Source organism: Frondihabitans cladoniiphilus (assembly GCF_039544345.1).
GTDB lineage: Bacteria > Actinomycetota > Actinomycetes > Actinomycetales > Microbacteriaceae > Frondihabitans > Frondihabitans cladoniiphilus.
The window spans coordinates 394,858-409,533 of the sequence record NZ_BAABLM010000005.1; the positions used below are offsets into that span (position 1 = coordinate 394,858).

General features: G+C 69.5%; 17 protein-coding genes. 10 read left to right on the forward strand and 7 right to left on the reverse strand.

Annotated features, from left to right (window positions below):
* Positions 1-32: 32 nt before the first annotated feature.
* Together ABEA39_RS13740 and ABEA39_RS13745 are read left to right on the forward strand one after the other, a co-directional pair.
* Positions 33-764, forward strand: a complete 732-nt coding sequence (locus tag ABEA39_RS13740; protein ID WP_345376478.1) for an NYN domain-containing protein — start codon at positions 33-35, stop codon at positions 762-764.
* 156 nt (positions 765-920) lie between these two features.
* A complete protein-coding gene (locus ABEA39_RS13745; protein ID WP_345376479.1) occupies positions 921-1,292 on the forward strand; it encodes a DUF3566 domain-containing protein in 372 nt (123 codons plus the stop codon).
* 85 nt (positions 1,293-1,377) lie between these two features.
* Here ABEA39_RS13745 and ABEA39_RS13750 read toward each other — a convergent pair whose 3' ends face one another.
* Genes ABEA39_RS13750 through ABEA39_RS13765 form a run of 4 tightly spaced genes read right to left on the reverse strand, consistent with a single transcriptional unit; the run spans position 1,378 to position 4,474 of the window.
* On the reverse strand, positions 1,378-2,124 hold the full coding sequence (locus ABEA39_RS13750; RefSeq protein ID WP_345376481.1) for an ABC transporter permease: 747 nt from the start codon (positions 2,122-2,124) through the stop codon (positions 1,378-1,380).
* 1 nt (position 2,125) lies between these two features.
* Entirely contained in the window at positions 2,126-3,151 is a 1,026-nt protein-coding gene (locus ABEA39_RS13755; protein ID WP_345376482.1) for a sensor histidine kinase, read from the reverse strand.
* Positions 3,148-3,813 carry a response regulator transcription factor gene (locus tag ABEA39_RS13760; RefSeq protein WP_345376483.1) on the reverse strand — a complete coding sequence of 222 codons (666 nt, stop codon included), beginning with the start codon at positions 3,811-3,813 and terminating at the stop codon, positions 3,148-3,150. Before ABEA39_RS13760 ends, ABEA39_RS13755 begins: the two co-directional genes overlap by 4 nt.
* Positions 3,814-3,817: 4 nt before the next feature.
* Positions 3,818-4,474, reverse strand: coding sequence for a DedA family protein (locus tag ABEA39_RS13765; RefSeq protein ID WP_345376484.1), 657 nt, complete (start codon positions 4,472-4,474; stop codon positions 3,818-3,820).
* A gap of 359 nt (positions 4,475-4,833) precedes the next feature.
* Between ABEA39_RS13765 and ABEA39_RS13770 the strand changes: the two genes are divergently transcribed.
* Together ABEA39_RS13770 and ABEA39_RS13775 are read left to right on the forward strand one after the other, a co-directional pair.
* Positions 4,834-6,627 carry a glycoside hydrolase family 6 protein gene (locus ABEA39_RS13770; protein ID WP_345376485.1) on the forward strand — a complete coding sequence of 598 codons (1,794 nt, stop codon included), beginning with the start codon at positions 4,834-4,836 and terminating at the stop codon, positions 6,625-6,627.
* Between the two features lie 97 nt (positions 6,628-6,724).
* On the forward strand, positions 6,725-6,901 hold the full coding sequence (locus ABEA39_RS13775) for a hypothetical protein (protein WP_345376486.1): 177 nt from the start codon (positions 6,725-6,727) through the stop codon (positions 6,899-6,901).
* An 81-nt stretch (positions 6,902-6,982) separates the two neighbouring features.
* Here ABEA39_RS13775 and ABEA39_RS13780 read toward each other — a convergent pair whose 3' ends face one another.
* Positions 6,983-7,897, reverse strand: coding sequence for a LysR family transcriptional regulator (locus ABEA39_RS13780; RefSeq protein ID WP_345376487.1), 915 nt, complete (start codon positions 7,895-7,897; stop codon positions 6,983-6,985).
* A gap of 125 nt (positions 7,898-8,022) precedes the next feature.
* Here ABEA39_RS13780 and ABEA39_RS13785 point away from each other — a divergent pair, with 125 nt between their 5' ends.
* Entirely contained in the window at positions 8,023-8,196 is a 174-nt protein-coding gene (locus ABEA39_RS13785; RefSeq protein WP_345376488.1) for a hypothetical protein, read from the forward strand.
* A gap of 72 nt (positions 8,197-8,268) precedes the next feature.
* On the opposite strand, the gene ABEA39_RS13790 is transcribed toward ABEA39_RS13785, so the two are convergent.
* The gene (locus ABEA39_RS13790; RefSeq protein ID WP_345376489.1) at positions 8,269-8,460 is read right to left on the reverse strand and encodes a hypothetical protein; all 192 of its coding nucleotides are present in this window, start codon (positions 8,458-8,460) and stop codon (positions 8,269-8,271) included.
* A gap of 257 nt (positions 8,461-8,717) precedes the next feature.
* Between ABEA39_RS13790 and ABEA39_RS13795 the strand changes: the two genes are divergently transcribed.
* The gene (locus ABEA39_RS13795; protein WP_345376490.1) at positions 8,718-10,031 is read left to right on the forward strand and encodes an NtaA/DmoA family FMN-dependent monooxygenase; all 1,314 of its coding nucleotides are present in this window, start codon (positions 8,718-8,720) and stop codon (positions 10,029-10,031) included.
* A gap of 18 nt (positions 10,032-10,049) precedes the next feature.
* On the opposite strand, the gene ABEA39_RS13800 is transcribed toward ABEA39_RS13795, so the two are convergent.
* The gene (locus ABEA39_RS13800) at positions 10,050-10,511 is read right to left on the reverse strand and encodes an Lrp/AsnC family transcriptional regulator (RefSeq protein ID WP_345376491.1); all 462 of its coding nucleotides are present in this window, start codon (positions 10,509-10,511) and stop codon (positions 10,050-10,052) included.
* Between the two features lie 102 nt (positions 10,512-10,613).
* Here ABEA39_RS13800 and ABEA39_RS13805 point away from each other — a divergent pair, with 102 nt between their 5' ends.
* From ABEA39_RS13805 to ABEA39_RS13820, 4 genes are all read left to right on the forward strand, one after another.
* Positions 10,614-12,314 (forward strand): alpha-keto acid decarboxylase family protein, encoded by a 1,701-nt coding sequence (locus ABEA39_RS13805; protein WP_345376492.1) that lies wholly within the window; start codon positions 10,614-10,616, stop codon positions 12,312-12,314.
* A 58-nt stretch (positions 12,315-12,372) separates the two neighbouring features.
* Positions 12,373-12,669: a putative quinol monooxygenase gene (locus tag ABEA39_RS13810; protein WP_345376493.1), complete on the forward strand. Its 297-nt coding sequence runs from the start codon at positions 12,373-12,375 to the stop codon at positions 12,667-12,669.
* Positions 12,670-12,862: 193 nt separating this feature from the next.
* The gene (locus tag ABEA39_RS13815) at positions 12,863-13,765 is read left to right on the forward strand and encodes an ABC transporter ATP-binding protein (protein WP_345376494.1); all 903 of its coding nucleotides are present in this window, start codon (positions 12,863-12,865) and stop codon (positions 13,763-13,765) included.
* On the forward strand, positions 13,762-14,559 hold the full coding sequence (locus ABEA39_RS13820) for an ABC transporter ATP-binding protein (protein ID WP_345376495.1): 798 nt from the start codon (positions 13,762-13,764) through the stop codon (positions 14,557-14,559). Before ABEA39_RS13815 ends, ABEA39_RS13820 begins: the two co-directional genes overlap by 4 nt.
* Positions 14,560-14,676: the final 117 nt, after the last annotated feature.

Genomic DNA, 14,676 nt, shown 5'->3' on the forward strand with positions numbered 1-14,676 from the left:
CGGCAGTTCCCGTTGGCGTATAACATGTCACAATGCGAATCGGGGTTTACGTCGACGGCTTCAACCTCTACTACGGGGCGAGAAAGACCTGCGGCCGATCTGCTCCAGGGTGGCGATGGCTGGATCTCCGTTCGATGACGATGGAGTTGATCGCCCAGTATTCGAACTGGGCTCAACCCACAGAACTGAGGGTCGTCTACTGCTCCGCCCGGATCCGCGGTTCCGCGGATCAGAGCGGACAACACGATCAAGACACCTACCTCCGAGCGCTGACGCAGTCGAAAGCGGCCAATGTCGTCGAGATGGGGAGCTACGTCGTCCGAACGGCGACGGCCCCACTCGCCACTGCCGGTCCTCGGGGCAAGCCGGTTCTAACGCACCCGGCATGGCCTCTGATGGTCCAGGGAAGCGACGGTGAACCGCAGGCTTCGGCGGTGTTCATGGCCTCCGTTGCCCGGCGCGAGGAGAAGGGATCCGACGTCAACGTCGCCTCGCATCTCCTGATCGATGTCCTCGATGGTCGAGTCGATCGAGCGATCGTCGTCAGTAACGACAGCGACCTTTCGTTGCCCCTGCGTGAGGCCCGGAAGCGCGTACCTGTCGGCACGGTCAATCCGACCGCGGGCTACACGGCAGGGCTTCTGAAAGGGGCTCGCGACGACGGCGTCGGGAACCACTGGTGGCACCAGATTCAGAGAGGCACCTTCGAAGCCAACCAGCTGCCGATCTCGGTGGGGCACCTTCGGCGGCCCCAGGGCTGGTGACTCCGTGATCTGTTAGTCTGTTGAAATACCACTCGGTCCCTCTGGGGCCGAGTTTTTCTTGTATCCCGGGCCGAAACCTCCTCCTCGCGAGTGATTCCTGACGCCGGATCGGCGGGTGGGTGTCGGAACGGGGCCCGGACGTGGTCTGATATCAGAATGACGAACGCCCTCTCGCAGCCTTCCGTCCGCCTGAAGGTCAAGCGGATCAGCCTGTGGGCGACGTTCAAGGTCGCCTTCATCGCAAGCGTCGTCATCGGTATCGCCGTGTTCCTCCTGGTGATCCTGCTCTGGTCGTTCCTGACGCACCTCGGGGTCTTCGCCGGCATCGAGAAGACCATCACCGACTCGACCTCGGGCAGCTCGTCTCTAGCGCCGTTCTTCGGCTCCGGCCCCGCGCTCGCCGTGGCAGCCGTGTTCGGGTTCGTTCAGGTGCCCGTCGTCACGATCGGCGCGATCATCGGCGTGCTCTTCTTCAACGCCGTCTCGCACTTCACCGGCGGCATCCTAGTCGGTTTCGCCCGGCGCTGACGCGGCACCCCGTCCGGCGCTGACGCGGCACCCCGCCCGGCGCTGACGCTGCACCCCGCCGCCGCCGACGGGAACAGTCCCCGACTCAGCGCAACGGCGCCGCCTCGGTCGGCAGCTCGCGCGGAGCCCCGAAGCGCCAGGTCATCGCCGCCAGCGAGATGGCTCCCGCGCAGAGGATCGCGGCCAGCACGATGATCTGGAACTGGGCGGCCATGAGGGGTGACGAGCCGCCGAAGACCGCGCCGACGAAGGCGCCGGGCAGCGTCACGATGCCGGTGGTCCGCGTCTGGTCGGTCGACGGGATGATGGCCGACGAGGCGCTCGCGCGGGTGACGTCCCGGGCGGCCTCGCGAGGAGTCGCGCCGAGCGCCAGCCAGCCCTCGATCTCGTTGCGGGACGACAGCAGGCCGTTTCCGAGCAGGCGTCCCATGAGCGTCGTCACCGTCATGACGTTGCCCACGATCAGCCCGCCGAGGGCGAGGACGTAGCGGGGACTGAACTCCACGGCGCCCGTCGCGAAGACGACGGCCACCGGCACGGCGGCGGCGAGCGCGACCGTCGCGAGGAGGAACGGCAGGGTGCGCCGCGCCAGCCCGAGTCGGGTGTAGACCGTCCAGCTCGCGGCGCAGACCATCGCGACCAGGAACAGGGCGACCCACCACCCGCTCGTGATCACTCCCAGGAGGATGACGCTGAGGATCCCGAGCTGCACGCCCGCGCGGAGAAGGGCCCAGGGCTGGAGCCAGGGATGCTCGAGCCGCAGCCCGAGGACGATGGCCGTCGCCACCGCCAGCAGTGCCAGGGCGCCGAACCCGGTCGAGACGAGCGACACGCTACCTCGCCGTGGGGAGTTCGAGGGCCATCGTCGTGCCGGCCGCACCGGTCGACGCGACGAGGACCCGACCGCCCTGACGGTTCGCGATCTCCCGGACGAGCGCCAGGCCGATTCCGAAGCCGGGGCGCGCTCGCGGGCCCTGCTCGCCGGCACCTGCCTGCGGCGTGGTCCCCGAGACCGGTGCGGCGTGGGCGAAACGATCGAAGACCCGCTCGGGTGTGATCCCGAGGATCCCGGCACCCTCGTCGGTGACCTCGAGGCGCAGGACGTCGCCGCGGCGGCGGGCCGTGACGGAGACGGTCGTCCCCGGCCGAGTGTGGCTGAGGGCGTTGTCGACCAGAGCGATCACGCAGCGCCGAAGGGCGGTCGCGGGGATGCGCACGGACACGGTGTCGTCGACGTCGACGACGAGGCGGACCTCCCGCTCGGTGGCGAGGATCCGGAGGGAGTCGACGGCGCCGACGATCACCGGGCCGGCGGGGAAGGCCGCGGTCCGTGCGGAGTCTCCGCCGCCGGCCGCGAGCAGGAGGTCGTTCACGATGTCGACGAGGGCTCGGGAGTCGCTGCGCAGTTCGGAGACGGTGCGGGCCGCTTCGAGGGCGTCGGGCGGCGTGGGGCCGGTCAGGCGACGCTGGAAGACCTGGATCCGTGCATCCAACACCGCCAGCGGGGTTCGGAGCTCGTGGCTGGCATCGGCGACGAACTCGCGTTGCCGCCGGAGCGCCTGTCCGAGCGGGCGGACGGCGCGGCGGGCGATGATCCAGCTGACCAGACCGGCGAAGAGGACGGCGCCGATGCCGATGAGGACGAGCGCCTTGTAGACGTCCCCGGTGTCGACGTAGACGTGGGGCAGGGTGGACTCGTCGCGGTCGAGCTGCTCGCGGGGGAGGCCCTGGTGCAGGATGAAGACCACGGCGACGACGACGATGCCGAGCACCAGGACGGCCGAGGCGAGCATGATCTGCCAACCGATCGAGAGCGACGCGCGAAGAGTGGCCCGGGCGTCGGGATCGTGCCGGGTCACAGGGTGCCCAGACGGTAGCCCTGGTTGCGCACGGTCAGCACGACGTCCTTCTCGGTCTTCTTGCGGAGGTAGTGCACGTAGGTGTCGACCGTGCCGAGTTGGTCTCCGTCGGGGAACACGACTCTCAGCAGGTGCTCGCGACTGAACGTGCGGTTCGGCTCGGCCGCGAGGACTCCGAGGAGCGCTGCCTCGCGTTCGGTGAGAACGACGCGGCCGTCGTAGGGCGACGACAGCACCCGGTCGTCGGGCGAGAAGCTCCAGGTGCCGACGTCGAGGAGCGCGCCCGCGCCGGTGAAGGACCGGGTCAGAGCCCGCAGCCGGGCGAGCAGCTCGTCGAACTCAAACGGTTTGACGAGGTAGTCGTCGGCTCCGCTGTCGAGTCCTTCGACCCGGTCGACCACGGTGCCGAGGGCTGTCAGCATCAGGACGGGCGCCGTCACCCGCCCCCGTCGGAGCGCCTCGACGACGCCGATGCCGTCGAGCGACGGGAGCCGACGATCGAGCACGATCACGTCGAAGTCGCCGTCCAGTCCGGCGATCAGGCCGTCCCGGCCGTCGATCTTCCGGACCACGTCGTAGACCTCCGCCAGGACCTCCTCGATCAAGGGCCCGAGAGCCGGGTCGTCTTCGACGAGGAGGAGGCGCAGGCGTGGTCCGGTCACGGTGTCAGTGCGATTCCAGGGGCTGCGGTTCGGCGGCGGCCTCGGGCGCGACTGCGGCCCGGCGGGATTTGCGCCACCGGACGAGGCCGCTGATCACGATCGGCAGCAGGGAGACGATCACGACGAGGATGGCCAGGACGTCGATGTGGGTGCGGACGAACCCGATCTGACCCAGGACGACGCCGAGGATGCTCACGACGACCGTCCAGGCCGCGGCGCCGGTCATGTTCCACAGGAGGAACTTGCGGTAGTGGTACTTGCTCGCCCCGGCGGCGAGGGGCACGTAGGTGCGGACGACCGGCACGAAACGGCCGAGGATGAGGGCCGCTCCGCCGTACTTCGCGAAGAAGCCTTCGGCCTCTTCGAGGTAGCGGGTCTTGAGGATGCGCGCCTCCGGCTTGAAGAGACGTCGCCCGAATCGGTGGCCGAGCCAGTAGCCCGCCTGGTCGCCGAGGACCGCCGCGACGAAGGCCACGACGACGACGGACCACACGGGCACCCCGATCACGGCGCTGGAAGCGAGGAGCCCGGCGGTGAAGAGGAGGGAGTCGCCCGGCAGGAACGGGAACAGCAGGCCGGACTCGATGAACACCATCACGCCGAGCCCGACGAGGACCCAGGGCCCCAACGAGGTGAGGAAGGACTGGGGATCGAAGATCATGCGAGGGGCTCCACGGGTTCGGGTCGGGTGTCGGGCGGTGCGGCAGGGACGACTCAGGCCCTGGGGAGAACGTAACCGCTGCAGCCCGGGAGAACCAGTCCGACGGCTCTGAGGCGAGCATCCCCGCGTCTCTCCAAGAAAGCTCTGAGACACCCCTCGTTGTCCCCCGATTCCGTACCCCCGCCTGTACCCCGCAAGTCGGCACTTCTGCCCATCCCCGCACGAGTGGCACCCGGTTTGGAGTCTGTCGGGGGACGAAAAGCGCTGATGGGATAGCGGTTGTTCCACCAAGCCCAGTGGACCGCTTCATGATCCGACCGTGCGACCATCCCCCGCACCGACACTGTTCAGGACGTCTCATGCCACGCCTCTCCCGCGCTGTACTCCTGGGAATCGTGACGGTCTCCGTCGCGACGACGCTAGCCGCCGTCCTTCCCGCCACGGCCGACGCCACGCCGGTGACGTCGGCGACGGTCCACACGGCTTCGAGTTCCGACGTCTTCGGCGCCGGACCGTACCTGGTGCCGAACAGCTCGGCCGCACAGGCCGCCGCATCGCTCAAGGCGTCCGATGCCGCGGGTTCTGCCGCTGCGTCGACCATTGCCCAGTACCCAGTCGCCACCTGGCTCGGCGAGTGGTACACGAACGCCCAGCTCGTCAGTCTCCTGAACGCGCAGACGTCCGCGGCCGCGGCGGCGGGCACGACTCCGGTCTTCGTCACCTACGCGATCCCGAACCGGGACTGCGGCGGGTACTCGGGCGGCGGGCTGACGGCCACGACCTATTCGCAGTGGACCGACCTCATCGCCTCGACGCTCGCGGGGAAGCGAGCCGTCGTCATCGTCGAACCGGACGCTCTGGCCATGCTGAGCACCTGCACCTCCGAGGCCGCCACCCGGTACGGGTTGATCAAGCACGAGGTGCAGACGTTCGCCGCGAACGGGATCGCCTCGTACATCGACGCCGGCAACTCGCACTGGGTCGACGCCGCCACCATGGCCACTCGCCTGCAGGCGTCCGGCATCGCCGACGCCCGGGGCTTCGCCAGCAACGTCTCGAACTACTACCCCACCTCCGACGAGCAGACCTACGACAACCAGGTCTCCGCGCTCACCGGCGGCGCGCACTACGTCATCGACACGTCGCGCAACGGCCAGGGCTACAAGAACACCTGGTGCAACGGACCGGGTGCAGGCCTGGGGGCCGCGCCGCGAACGGTCTCGGACGGCACCGCGCTCGACGCTCTGCTCTGGGTCAAGACGCCCGGCGCCAGCGACGGCACGTGCAACGGTGCGCCTGCGGCGGGGAGCTGGTACTCCACCTATGCCCAGGCGCTGGTCGCCAACGCCGTGTTGAGCGTCCCGGTGGGCGGCGGCTCGACCGTCACGCCGCCGATCACGACGCCGCCGACCACGACGCCGCCGACCACGACCCCGCCGACGACGACTCCGGTCACCACGCCGACGACAGGCTCGCAGACGGCGACGGCTCTCACCGGCCCGCTCACGGTCCTGGCGAACACCGCTATCTCCTCCGCCGGGGGCGCCGCGCAGTTCGTCCTCCAGGGCGACGGGAACCTGGTCCTCTACTCGAGCGGGCGGGCCGTCTGGTCGTCGGGGACTTCAGGAAACGTCGGCGCGACCGTGGTCCTCCAGAGCGACGGCAACATGGTCCTCTACTCCGCGACCGGCAGGGCCTTGTGGAACAGCGGCACGAGCGGTCGCGGAACCGGTGAGAAGCTCACCGTCTCGGACCAGGGCCAGGCAACCCTCTCGATCGGTGGCACGGTCGTCTGGCAGAGCCCCGCGCCGGTGGCGAGCTCCGTCACACCGACCGCGACCGTCGCCCCCGGCCAGAAGATCGCCGACCCGGCCCAGGCGCACCAGCTCGTCATGCAGGGCGACGGAAACCTGGTCCTCTACTCGGGCGGCCGGGCCACCTGGAACTCGCAGACCAGCGGAAACCCGGGGGCCCGTCTAGTGGTCCAGGGCGACGGCAACATCGTCGTCTACTCCGCATCCAACCGGGCACTGTGGAACTCGAGCACCGCCGGAGCCGGTTCGGGCATCCAGCTGGTCATGCAGTCCGACGGCAACCTCGTCACCTACCGCGGCAGCCGGGCGCTCTGGAACTCCGGAACCAGCGGCCAGTAGTCCCCTTCGGGACGGGCGGGTCGGCGTCTCAGGGCGCCGACCCGCTTCGGCGTGGTCGACCGGTGCGTCTCGGAGCGACACGCAGTAACCTCGGCTCATGACTTTCTTCGCCGTCTACATCGCGATCGCAGCAGGGTTGCTGTTCGTCGCCCTGATCGTCCTGATCGTGACCATGATCGTGCTGGCCGTGAAGGGGCGCTCCACCCGTCTCGACCGTCAGCTCTACCGCTCCGGCTCGGAGTCGCGCTCGACGCCCTCCGCGTCGCGTCGGTGACCGCGCCGATCCGGTGACCGCGCCGCTCCGCTAGCCGTCTCGCGTCGGTGACCGCGCCGATCCGGTGACCGCGCCGATCCGCTAGCCGTCTCGCGGCTCGAACGCGCGGCGGGACGCGTCGAGGCAGGCCTGGATCGCTGGGTCGTGACGGATCGTGTTCCGGGTCGCGGCCAAGACCCGCCGGTGCATCCGCGGCACCAGTTCGAGGGCGACCACTCCCGGTTCCGCGTCGGCGATCGTGAGCGGCAGTAGGGCCACCCCGGAGGCCGCAGCGACGAGCGAGGCGAGCACCTGGAGCCCCTCAAACTCCCATCGCTGAACCGGCGCGGCTCCGATCGAGCGCAGCCGTTCGTCGGTCGCCGTCCTCGAGAGCTGCCCGAGCGGCGCGCACAGGAGCGTGTCCGTCTCGAGGAGCCGGCGCAGGACGGCCACGGTGACCGGGCTCCGGCGCGAGGCCAGCTCGTGTCCGGCGGGGACCGCGAGCACGACCGGCTCCCTCCGCAGCAGGTGCACGTCCAGGCCCGACGCCACCTCCGTCGTCTCCTGGTTCCAGTCGTCGACGATGGCCAGATCGCTGCGACCGTCGAGCACCGCCGCCGCGGCCTGCGTCGAGTCGATCTCGTGCGCGACGACGGTGAGCGCGGGATGCACGCGCTGCACTTCGGCGAGAAAGGGGGCGACGGTCACGGCCAACCCCGGGATCGTACTGAGGTCCACCCGCCCGGCGACGGTGCCGGCTCGCGCCAGCATCTCGCTCTGCGCCGCCTCGACCGCGTCCAGGATCGGACCGGCGTGCCCGACGAGCACGCGACCCGCGTCCGTCAGGTTCGCGCGCTGGGCGGTCCGCTCGAGGAGGGCGATGCCGACCTCCTTCTCGAGCGTCGCGAGGGACTGCGAGATGGCCGAGGGGGAGTAGCCCATGTCGGCGGCCACGGCACTGATGCTGCCGAGCGAGGCGAAGCGGTGGAGGATCTCGAGGCGGCGAAGATCGAGCATAAGCTCTGCTTACACCAAGCCCCGGTCATGCGCGCTGTTGCTGGTGCTCCGGATGTTTCAGACTTGTTACAGGCCGAGTGGATCCCCCTCGCCGAACCGTTCCGTCTCATCCTCAGGAGTCCGCCGTGAAAGACAATGTCATCCCCATGAAGCGCCCCGGCGCCAAAGTCGTCGAGAAGCCCGTCGAGGTCGCGACGACCGGTCGTCTCGCTCGTGTCTGGGCCGACATCCGCACCGCCAACGCCGTCATGATGCAGCGCAACGTCGGTCCCGTCTCGAAGTCCACGCGCGTCCGCTGATCCGCCCGTTCTCGTGAGAAGGGCCCGCCGCACCTCGGGTGCGCGGGCCCTTCTCTGTTCGCCCCGCGCCGTTCAGGCGTGGCGGTGGCGCCAGAGGTAGGGCAGGAAGAAGGCGAGGTTCGCGCTGCCGCCCATGCTGGCGCGCGTGATCACTTCCATCTCCTCGTCGACGGTCAGGGGCTTCTCGAACCCCGTGTACCCCTGCGCCAGCAGCTTGCACTCCCGCTTCGCCTGCCGGATGAACTTCTTCGTGTCGTGATCCAAGGTTCTCGTCGCCTCTCTGCGCCGTATACCGTGTGTGCGGCCCCTGCAGGCCGGACGATCGACGTCAGTGTCGACCACCCCTCCAGCGTACCTCCGCGCACGCGGATAGCCCCCGAGATCGGCGGACACCCCGCGAGGTTCGCGTCGGACGGGCGATCCCGCTCGCGCAATGGATGCGTAATGCCGCCGCAACAGCCGGTGCCACCGGGCCAGCCAGACTTCGGGGAGACCCCGCACGCTGGCAGGAAGGCGCACACATGTTCCATCTCGGATGGTTCCTCGGCAACGGATACGGCATCCAGCCCTGGAACGGCACCTACGCCGGCACGAGCATGACCGACTGGACGAAGCCGGCGATCTACCGCGACCTCACCACGTCGCTCGAGCGAGGCGGCTACGACTTCCTGTTCATCGAGGACACGTCCATGATCGAGGACACCTACGGCGGGTCGGCCGAGTCGACCCTCGCCTACGGCCGCATGGCCCCGAAGAACGACCCGATGCCCCTCGTGCCGCTGCTCACCGCCGCGACGAAGCACATCGGCGTCATCTCGACGGTGTCGACGACGCAGTACCCGCCCTTCCTCGCCGCCCGCCAGGCCGTGACCCTCGACCACCTGACCGAGGGCCGCTTCGGCGCCAACGTCGTGACGAGCGTCACCCACCGCGTCGGTCAGAACTTCGGCTACGACAAGCTGCCGCCGCACGACGAGCGGTACGAGCGGGCCGAGGAGTGGCTCGACGTCGTCTCGAAGCTCTGGGAGAGCTGGGACGAGGATGCACTGGTCCACGACCAGATCACGCCGCGGTACGCGGACCACACGAAGGTCCACACCATCGACCACCATGGCAAGTACTTCGACGTGCGCGGCCCGTTGAACACGATCCCCGGACCGCAGCGCCGCCCCGTCGTCGCGCAGGCCGGCAACTCGATCCCAGGCCGGGAGCTCGCCGCCAAGCACGCCGACACCATGCTCGCGATGGGCCAGAACCCCGACCAGATGAAGGCCTTCCGGGACGACATGCGCCAGCGCATGATCGCCCACGGCCGGAACCCCGACGACCTCAAGGTCATGTTCCTCGTCACCCCGATGCTCGGCGAGACCGATGCCCACGCCCAGCAGCGCGAGGCCGAGCGGGTCGCGTACGCCGCGACCGACGAGGCCCTCCGCGACAAGCTCTGGAGCCTCTCGTACGTCTCCGGCGGCGAGGTCGACTACGCGCAGTTCGACCTGGACGGCCCCATGCCGACGAACATCGTCGGCAACGGCGAGCAGTCGTCGATGAAGCAGTACACGCAGGGCAACGAGGGCAAGACGCTCCGCGAGGTCCTCCTCGAGCGCCGCCAGATCAACGACCTCGGCCTGATCGGTTCGCCGGACACCGTGGCGGCGAAGATGGGCGAGATCATGGACCACGTCGGCGGCGACGGCTTCCTGCTCTACCCCGAGATGACCCGGCGCACGATCGCGGAGTTCACCGACGGCCTCAGCTCGGCGCTCCGCAAGCGCGGGTTGATCCGCGACGGCTACGACCACCCGACGCTGCGCGAGAACCTCCGCAGCTTCTAGGGCTGCGTCCGGCGACGGTCAGGGGCGCGACAGCAGCTGCGCCATCCGCAGTTCGATGTACTCCTGCAGCACGATCGAGGTCGAGGTGCGCTGGATCCCCGGGATCTTCATCATGTGCTGCGTCACCTCGAACAGGTGCGCGTTGTCCCGGGCGATGACCTGGCAGATGATGTCGTCGGAGCCCGAGACGGCCACGCACTCGATGATCTCGGGCAGGGCATCCAAGTCGCTCATGCTGTGGTCGAGGGTGGTCTGGTCGACCGACACCATCACGAAGGCCCGGGTCGAGTAGCCCAGCGATTCGGGCCGGATGCGGGTGGAGTGCAGCCGCAGGCGTCCGGCCTCGCGGATCCGGGCGAGACGTGCCTGCACGGTGCCCCGGGCGAGCCCCAGCCGATCGGCCAGCAGTGCGGCCGGCCGTCGGGGCGCGTCGTCGAGGTCTTTGAGGATGCGCTGATCGGTGGCATCGTAATCGGTCATGGTGTCGCCTCCCGGACCAGCATTGCACGGTCCGGTCGATCAATCTGCTCGGTGAAGTCCGTGCCGGTTGTGCAGTCGGCGCCGACCTGCTGAAGTCGTGCCATGACCTCGCCGCACCTCCGCCAGCCCGCCACCGTCACCGTCGGCCAGTACCTCGCCACCCGCCTTGCCCAGCTCGGCGCCACCCGCGTCTTCGGGCTGCCGGGCGACTACAACCTGAGCCTCCTCGACCAGATGCTCACGGTGCCCGAGTTCGAGTGGGTCGGCTCGACGAACGAGCTCAACGCCGCCTACGCCGCCGACGGCTACGCGCGCATCTCGCGTGGGCTGGGAGCACTCGTCACGACCTACGGCGTCGGAGAACTGTCGGCCATCAACGGGGTCGCCGGCTCGTTCGCGGAGGACGTCCCCGTGATCCAGATCACCGGCGCCCCCGCCACGACGGTCGCGGCCGCGGGCAAGAAGGTGCATCACACGCTCATCGACGGCGACTACGGCCACTTCTCGCGCGCCTACGACGAGGTGACCGTAGCGAGCGCGACCCTCCGGGTGGAGAACGCCGGGCCGGAGATCGACCGGGTGCTCGTCACGGCCCTCGAGGCGTCGAAGCCGGGCTACCTCTCCATCCCCGCCGACGTCGCCGTGGCACACATCGGAGCCGGGACCCTCTCGACGCCCCTCCGAGCCCGCCGAAGCGACCCCGACAACCTGGCCGACTTCGAGGCCGCGCTCCGCGAAGCCCTCGCGGGCAGCACCGACCTCACGGTCCTGGCCGGCCCGCGGGTGCACCGGAAGGGCCTCGAGCACGCGATCCGCTCGCTCGCCGACGTCCCGGGCGTCCGCGTGGCCTCGCAGCCGGGCTCGCGGGCCGTCATCGACGAGTCGCACCCGCACAGCCTCGGCATGTATCTCGGGGCGATGACGAAGACCCCCGGCACCCGCGAGATCGTCGACACCGCGTCGCCCCTCGTCCTCGCGGGCGTCGTCCTGAGCGATTTTCTCACCGGCTTCTTCTCGCACGGCTTCGACCCCGACCGCTCGATCGACCTCGGCTTCCGCCAGGCCCGCGTCAACGGCACGAGCTTCTACGAGGTCACGCTGGCCGACTCGCTGGCCGCCGTCGAGCGCATCGCCCGCGACCTCGCGTTCGCTCCGACTCCCGCGTCCGACGTGGTGGCCGGGGCCGGCAGGGTCGCGGGGGATGCACGGGCTCCCCTCTCGCAGGACGCCTTCTGGGCCGAGATCCAGACCTGGCTGCCCCGCGACACGATCGCCATCGCCGAGGCGGGCACCCCGTTCTACGGTGCCCTCGAGCTGGCGATGCCGGACGGCAGCGACCTGATGGGCCAGCCCGTGTGGTCGTCCATCGGCTTCACCCTGCCGGCGATGCTCGGCGCCCAGATCGCCGCGCCCGACAAGCGGTCCGTCCTGTTCATCGGCGACGGCTCGGCCCAGCTCACGATCCAGGAGCTCGGCACCGTGCTCAAGCGTCGACTGGCGCCCATCGTCTTCCTGATCAACAACGACGGGTACACCGTCGAGCGGGCGATCCAAAGCCCCGACGCCCCCTACCAGGACATCAACGTCTGGAACTGGACCGCGGTGCCGTCGACGCTGGCGCCGAACGTCCCCTCCGAGACGGTGACGGTGCGGACCGTCGCCGAGCTGCGCGGGGCGCTCGCGCTCGCCTCGAGCGTCACCGACCGGCTCGTCTTCGTGGAGGTCGTGGTGCCCAAGGACGACGAGCCGAGCCTCCTCGTCGAGCTGGCGGCCGGCGTCGCGGCTGCGAACCGGACGGCGTGACGGGGCCATGATGGAGGGGGCGCTGCTTTCGGCGCCCCTTCCCCTGATTGGATTCCCGATGTCTCAGACCGTCCTTCTCGAACTCTCCCTCAAGCCCGACGCGATCGACTCCGCCAAGGAGGTCATCCGCGAGACCCTCAAGGCGACCGCCGCCGCCGAGGGCAACGAGAGCCTCGAGGTGATCGTCGACGACGCCGACCCGACGAAGGTCGTGATCGTCGAGAAGTGGCGTGCTGCCGCCGATCACGACGCCTACCTCGCCTGGCGCGCCACCCCCGAGGGCGCCTCGTCGCTCGGCTCCATCGTCACCGGCGCCCCTGTCACCCGGACGTTCGAGCCCTTCGTCGCCCTCTGAGTCCGTCCCTGCGGGGTCGGGCGTCGCTGCGTCCGACCTCGAGGCGGCCGTAAGCCGCCCAATTCGACTGCGAGGGCCGAAAAACCGCGAAAAACGGGGGATGCACGGCCCGACCCACCCGCGTTGAAGTCGCGTAGCACGTTCGAAACGTTCGAGGACGCCGCCGGAAACAGCCGACTGCGACCCTGGTGACATGACTGCGACCGACATTTCCGCAACACCCGTCATCCGGGTGGAGAACCTCAGCGTCTTCTACCGCGTCGGCGACGAGGAGCACGCGGCCGTCACGAACGCGTCCTTCGCCCTCGCCCCGGGCGATCGCCTCGCGATCGTGGGGGAGTCCGGCTCCGGGAAGACCACGCTCAGCTCGACGGTGGCCGGGTTCCAGTCGGCCCCGAACGCACGCGTGACCCACGACGCCTTCGAGTTCGACGGCAAGCCCCTCGACCGCACGGTCGTGCACCGTCTGCCGCACCGCACCGACGGCCTGTCGATGGTCTTCCAGGACGCCATGACCTCGCTCGAGCCGGTCTGGACCGTCGGCAGCCAGCTCATCAGCGTCCTGCGCACCGAGTCCAAGCGCTCGGGGCGGAAGATCTCCCGCAAGGACGCCGTCCGCGAAGCCCACGAGTGGTTGAACCGCGTCGGCATCGTCGACGCGCCCCGCGTGATGGGCGCTCGGCCCTACGAGCTCTCCGGCGGTATGCGCCAGCGGGTCATGCTCGCCATCGCCCTCTCCGGCCGCCCGCGGCTCCTGATCGCCGACGAGCCGACCAGCGCCCTCGACGCGTCGCTGAGCCGCGAGGTCATGGAGCTCATGGTCACTCTCACCGAGGAGACCGGGGCCGCGTTGATCATCGTCACCCACGACCTCAACCTCTGCCTCGAGTACGCGCACCGGGTGCTCGTCATGAAGGACGGCGACGTGGTGGACGACGAGCCGGCCAAGACGATCCGGACCGGGGCCAAGGATCCGTACACGCAGGGACTGCTGGCGTGCATCCCCACTCTCGCCAGCGTCTCGGTCGACCGCCTGCCGACGCTCGAGAGCATCGCCCGAGACGCATCGCTCGCCCCCGAGAGGCTCGCATCATGACCACATCCCGTGCCCGCGTCACCATCACGGCCCAGGGCGTCCAGCGCCACTACGGCAGCCGCGCCAAGCGCTTCGCGGCCGTCGACGACGTCTCGCTGGCCATCGACTCGACCCGCGCCCTCGGCATCGTGGGCGAGTCGGGTTCGGGCAAGTCGACCCTGGCCAAGATGCTCGTCGGCCTCGAGAAGCCGACCGCGGGCACCATCCTCCTCGATGGGCAGGACATGACCGACATGGCGTCCCGCACCGAAGGGATGCGCGAGCTCCGCCGCACCGTGCAGATGGTCGCGCAGGACACCTCGTCGTCGTTCGACCCGCGCAAGACCCTCCGTGAGGCCGTCCGTCGACCCGCTCAGCTGCTCCGCGGTCTCTCTCAGACGGACGCGGACGCCGAAGTGGATGAGCTCCTCGCCCTGCTGGACCTCGACCCGAAGCTCACCGACCGGAAGCCCGGGCAGGTCTCGGGTGGTCAGCGCCAGCGGTTCTCGCTGGCGCGCGCCCTCGTGGTGCGGCCGCGGATTTTGGTCTGCGACGAGGTCGTCTCCGCCCTCGACGTGTCGGTGCAGGGCACGATCCTCAACTTCGTCAAGGACTACTGCCTCGAGCACGACTGCGGCCTCGTCTTCGTCTCGCACGGTCTGCCGGCCACGGCCTTCATCTCGGACGACATGATCGTGATGTACAAGGGCAAGATCGTCGAGAACGGCCTCGCCGAGGACGTCGTGACCGCCCCTCGCCACCCGTACACGAAGAGCCTCATCGAGGCCTACAGCACGTCGGAGCAGAGCGCTTGACGTGATCGGATCCGCCTTCGACGGCGCCGGGCCCCGTGCCCGGCGCCGTCGTCCGTTTAAGCCCTCGTCGAGAGGGCTCGATCGACTGCGGTCCGACAGGTCGCGGTATTGCCGCTC

What these genes read in the sequence shown, in the direction of transcription:
- ABEA39_RS13740 (WP_345376478.1), top strand. Translation starts at nt 33, where the DNA reads ATGCGAATCGGGGTTTACGTCGACGGCTTCAACCTCTACTACGGGGCG.
- ABEA39_RS13745 (WP_345376479.1), top strand. Translation starts at nt 921, where the DNA reads ATGACGAACGCCCTCTCGCAGCCTTCCGTCCGCCTGAAGGTCAAGCGG.
- ABEA39_RS13765 (WP_345376484.1), bottom strand. Translation starts at nt 4,474, where the DNA reads ATGATCTTCGATCCCCAGTCCTTCCTCACCTCGTTGGGGCCCTGGGTC.
- ABEA39_RS13770 (WP_345376485.1), top strand. Translation starts at nt 4,834, where the DNA reads ATGCCACGCCTCTCCCGCGCTGTACTCCTGGGAATCGTGACGGTCTCC.
- ABEA39_RS13775 (WP_345376486.1), top strand. Translation starts at nt 6,725, where the DNA reads ATGACTTTCTTCGCCGTCTACATCGCGATCGCAGCAGGGTTGCTGTTC.
- ABEA39_RS13780 (WP_345376487.1), bottom strand. Translation starts at nt 7,897, where the DNA reads ATGCTCGATCTTCGCCGCCTCGAGATCCTCCACCGCTTCGCCTCGCTC.
- ABEA39_RS13795 (WP_345376490.1), top strand. Translation starts at nt 8,718, where the DNA reads ATGTTCCATCTCGGATGGTTCCTCGGCAACGGATACGGCATCCAGCCC.
- ABEA39_RS13800 (WP_345376491.1), bottom strand. Translation starts at nt 10,511, where the DNA reads ATGACCGATTACGATGCCACCGATCAGCGCATCCTCAAAGACCTCGAC.
- ABEA39_RS13805 (WP_345376492.1), top strand. Translation starts at nt 10,614, where the DNA reads ATGACCTCGCCGCACCTCCGCCAGCCCGCCACCGTCACCGTCGGCCAG.
- ABEA39_RS13810 (WP_345376493.1), top strand. Translation starts at nt 12,373, where the DNA reads ATGTCTCAGACCGTCCTTCTCGAACTCTCCCTCAAGCCCGACGCGATC.
- ABEA39_RS13815 (WP_345376494.1), top strand. Translation starts at nt 12,863, where the DNA reads ATGACTGCGACCGACATTTCCGCAACACCCGTCATCCGGGTGGAGAAC.
- ABEA39_RS13820 (WP_345376495.1), top strand. Translation starts at nt 13,762, where the DNA reads ATGACCACATCCCGTGCCCGCGTCACCATCACGGCCCAGGGCGTCCAG.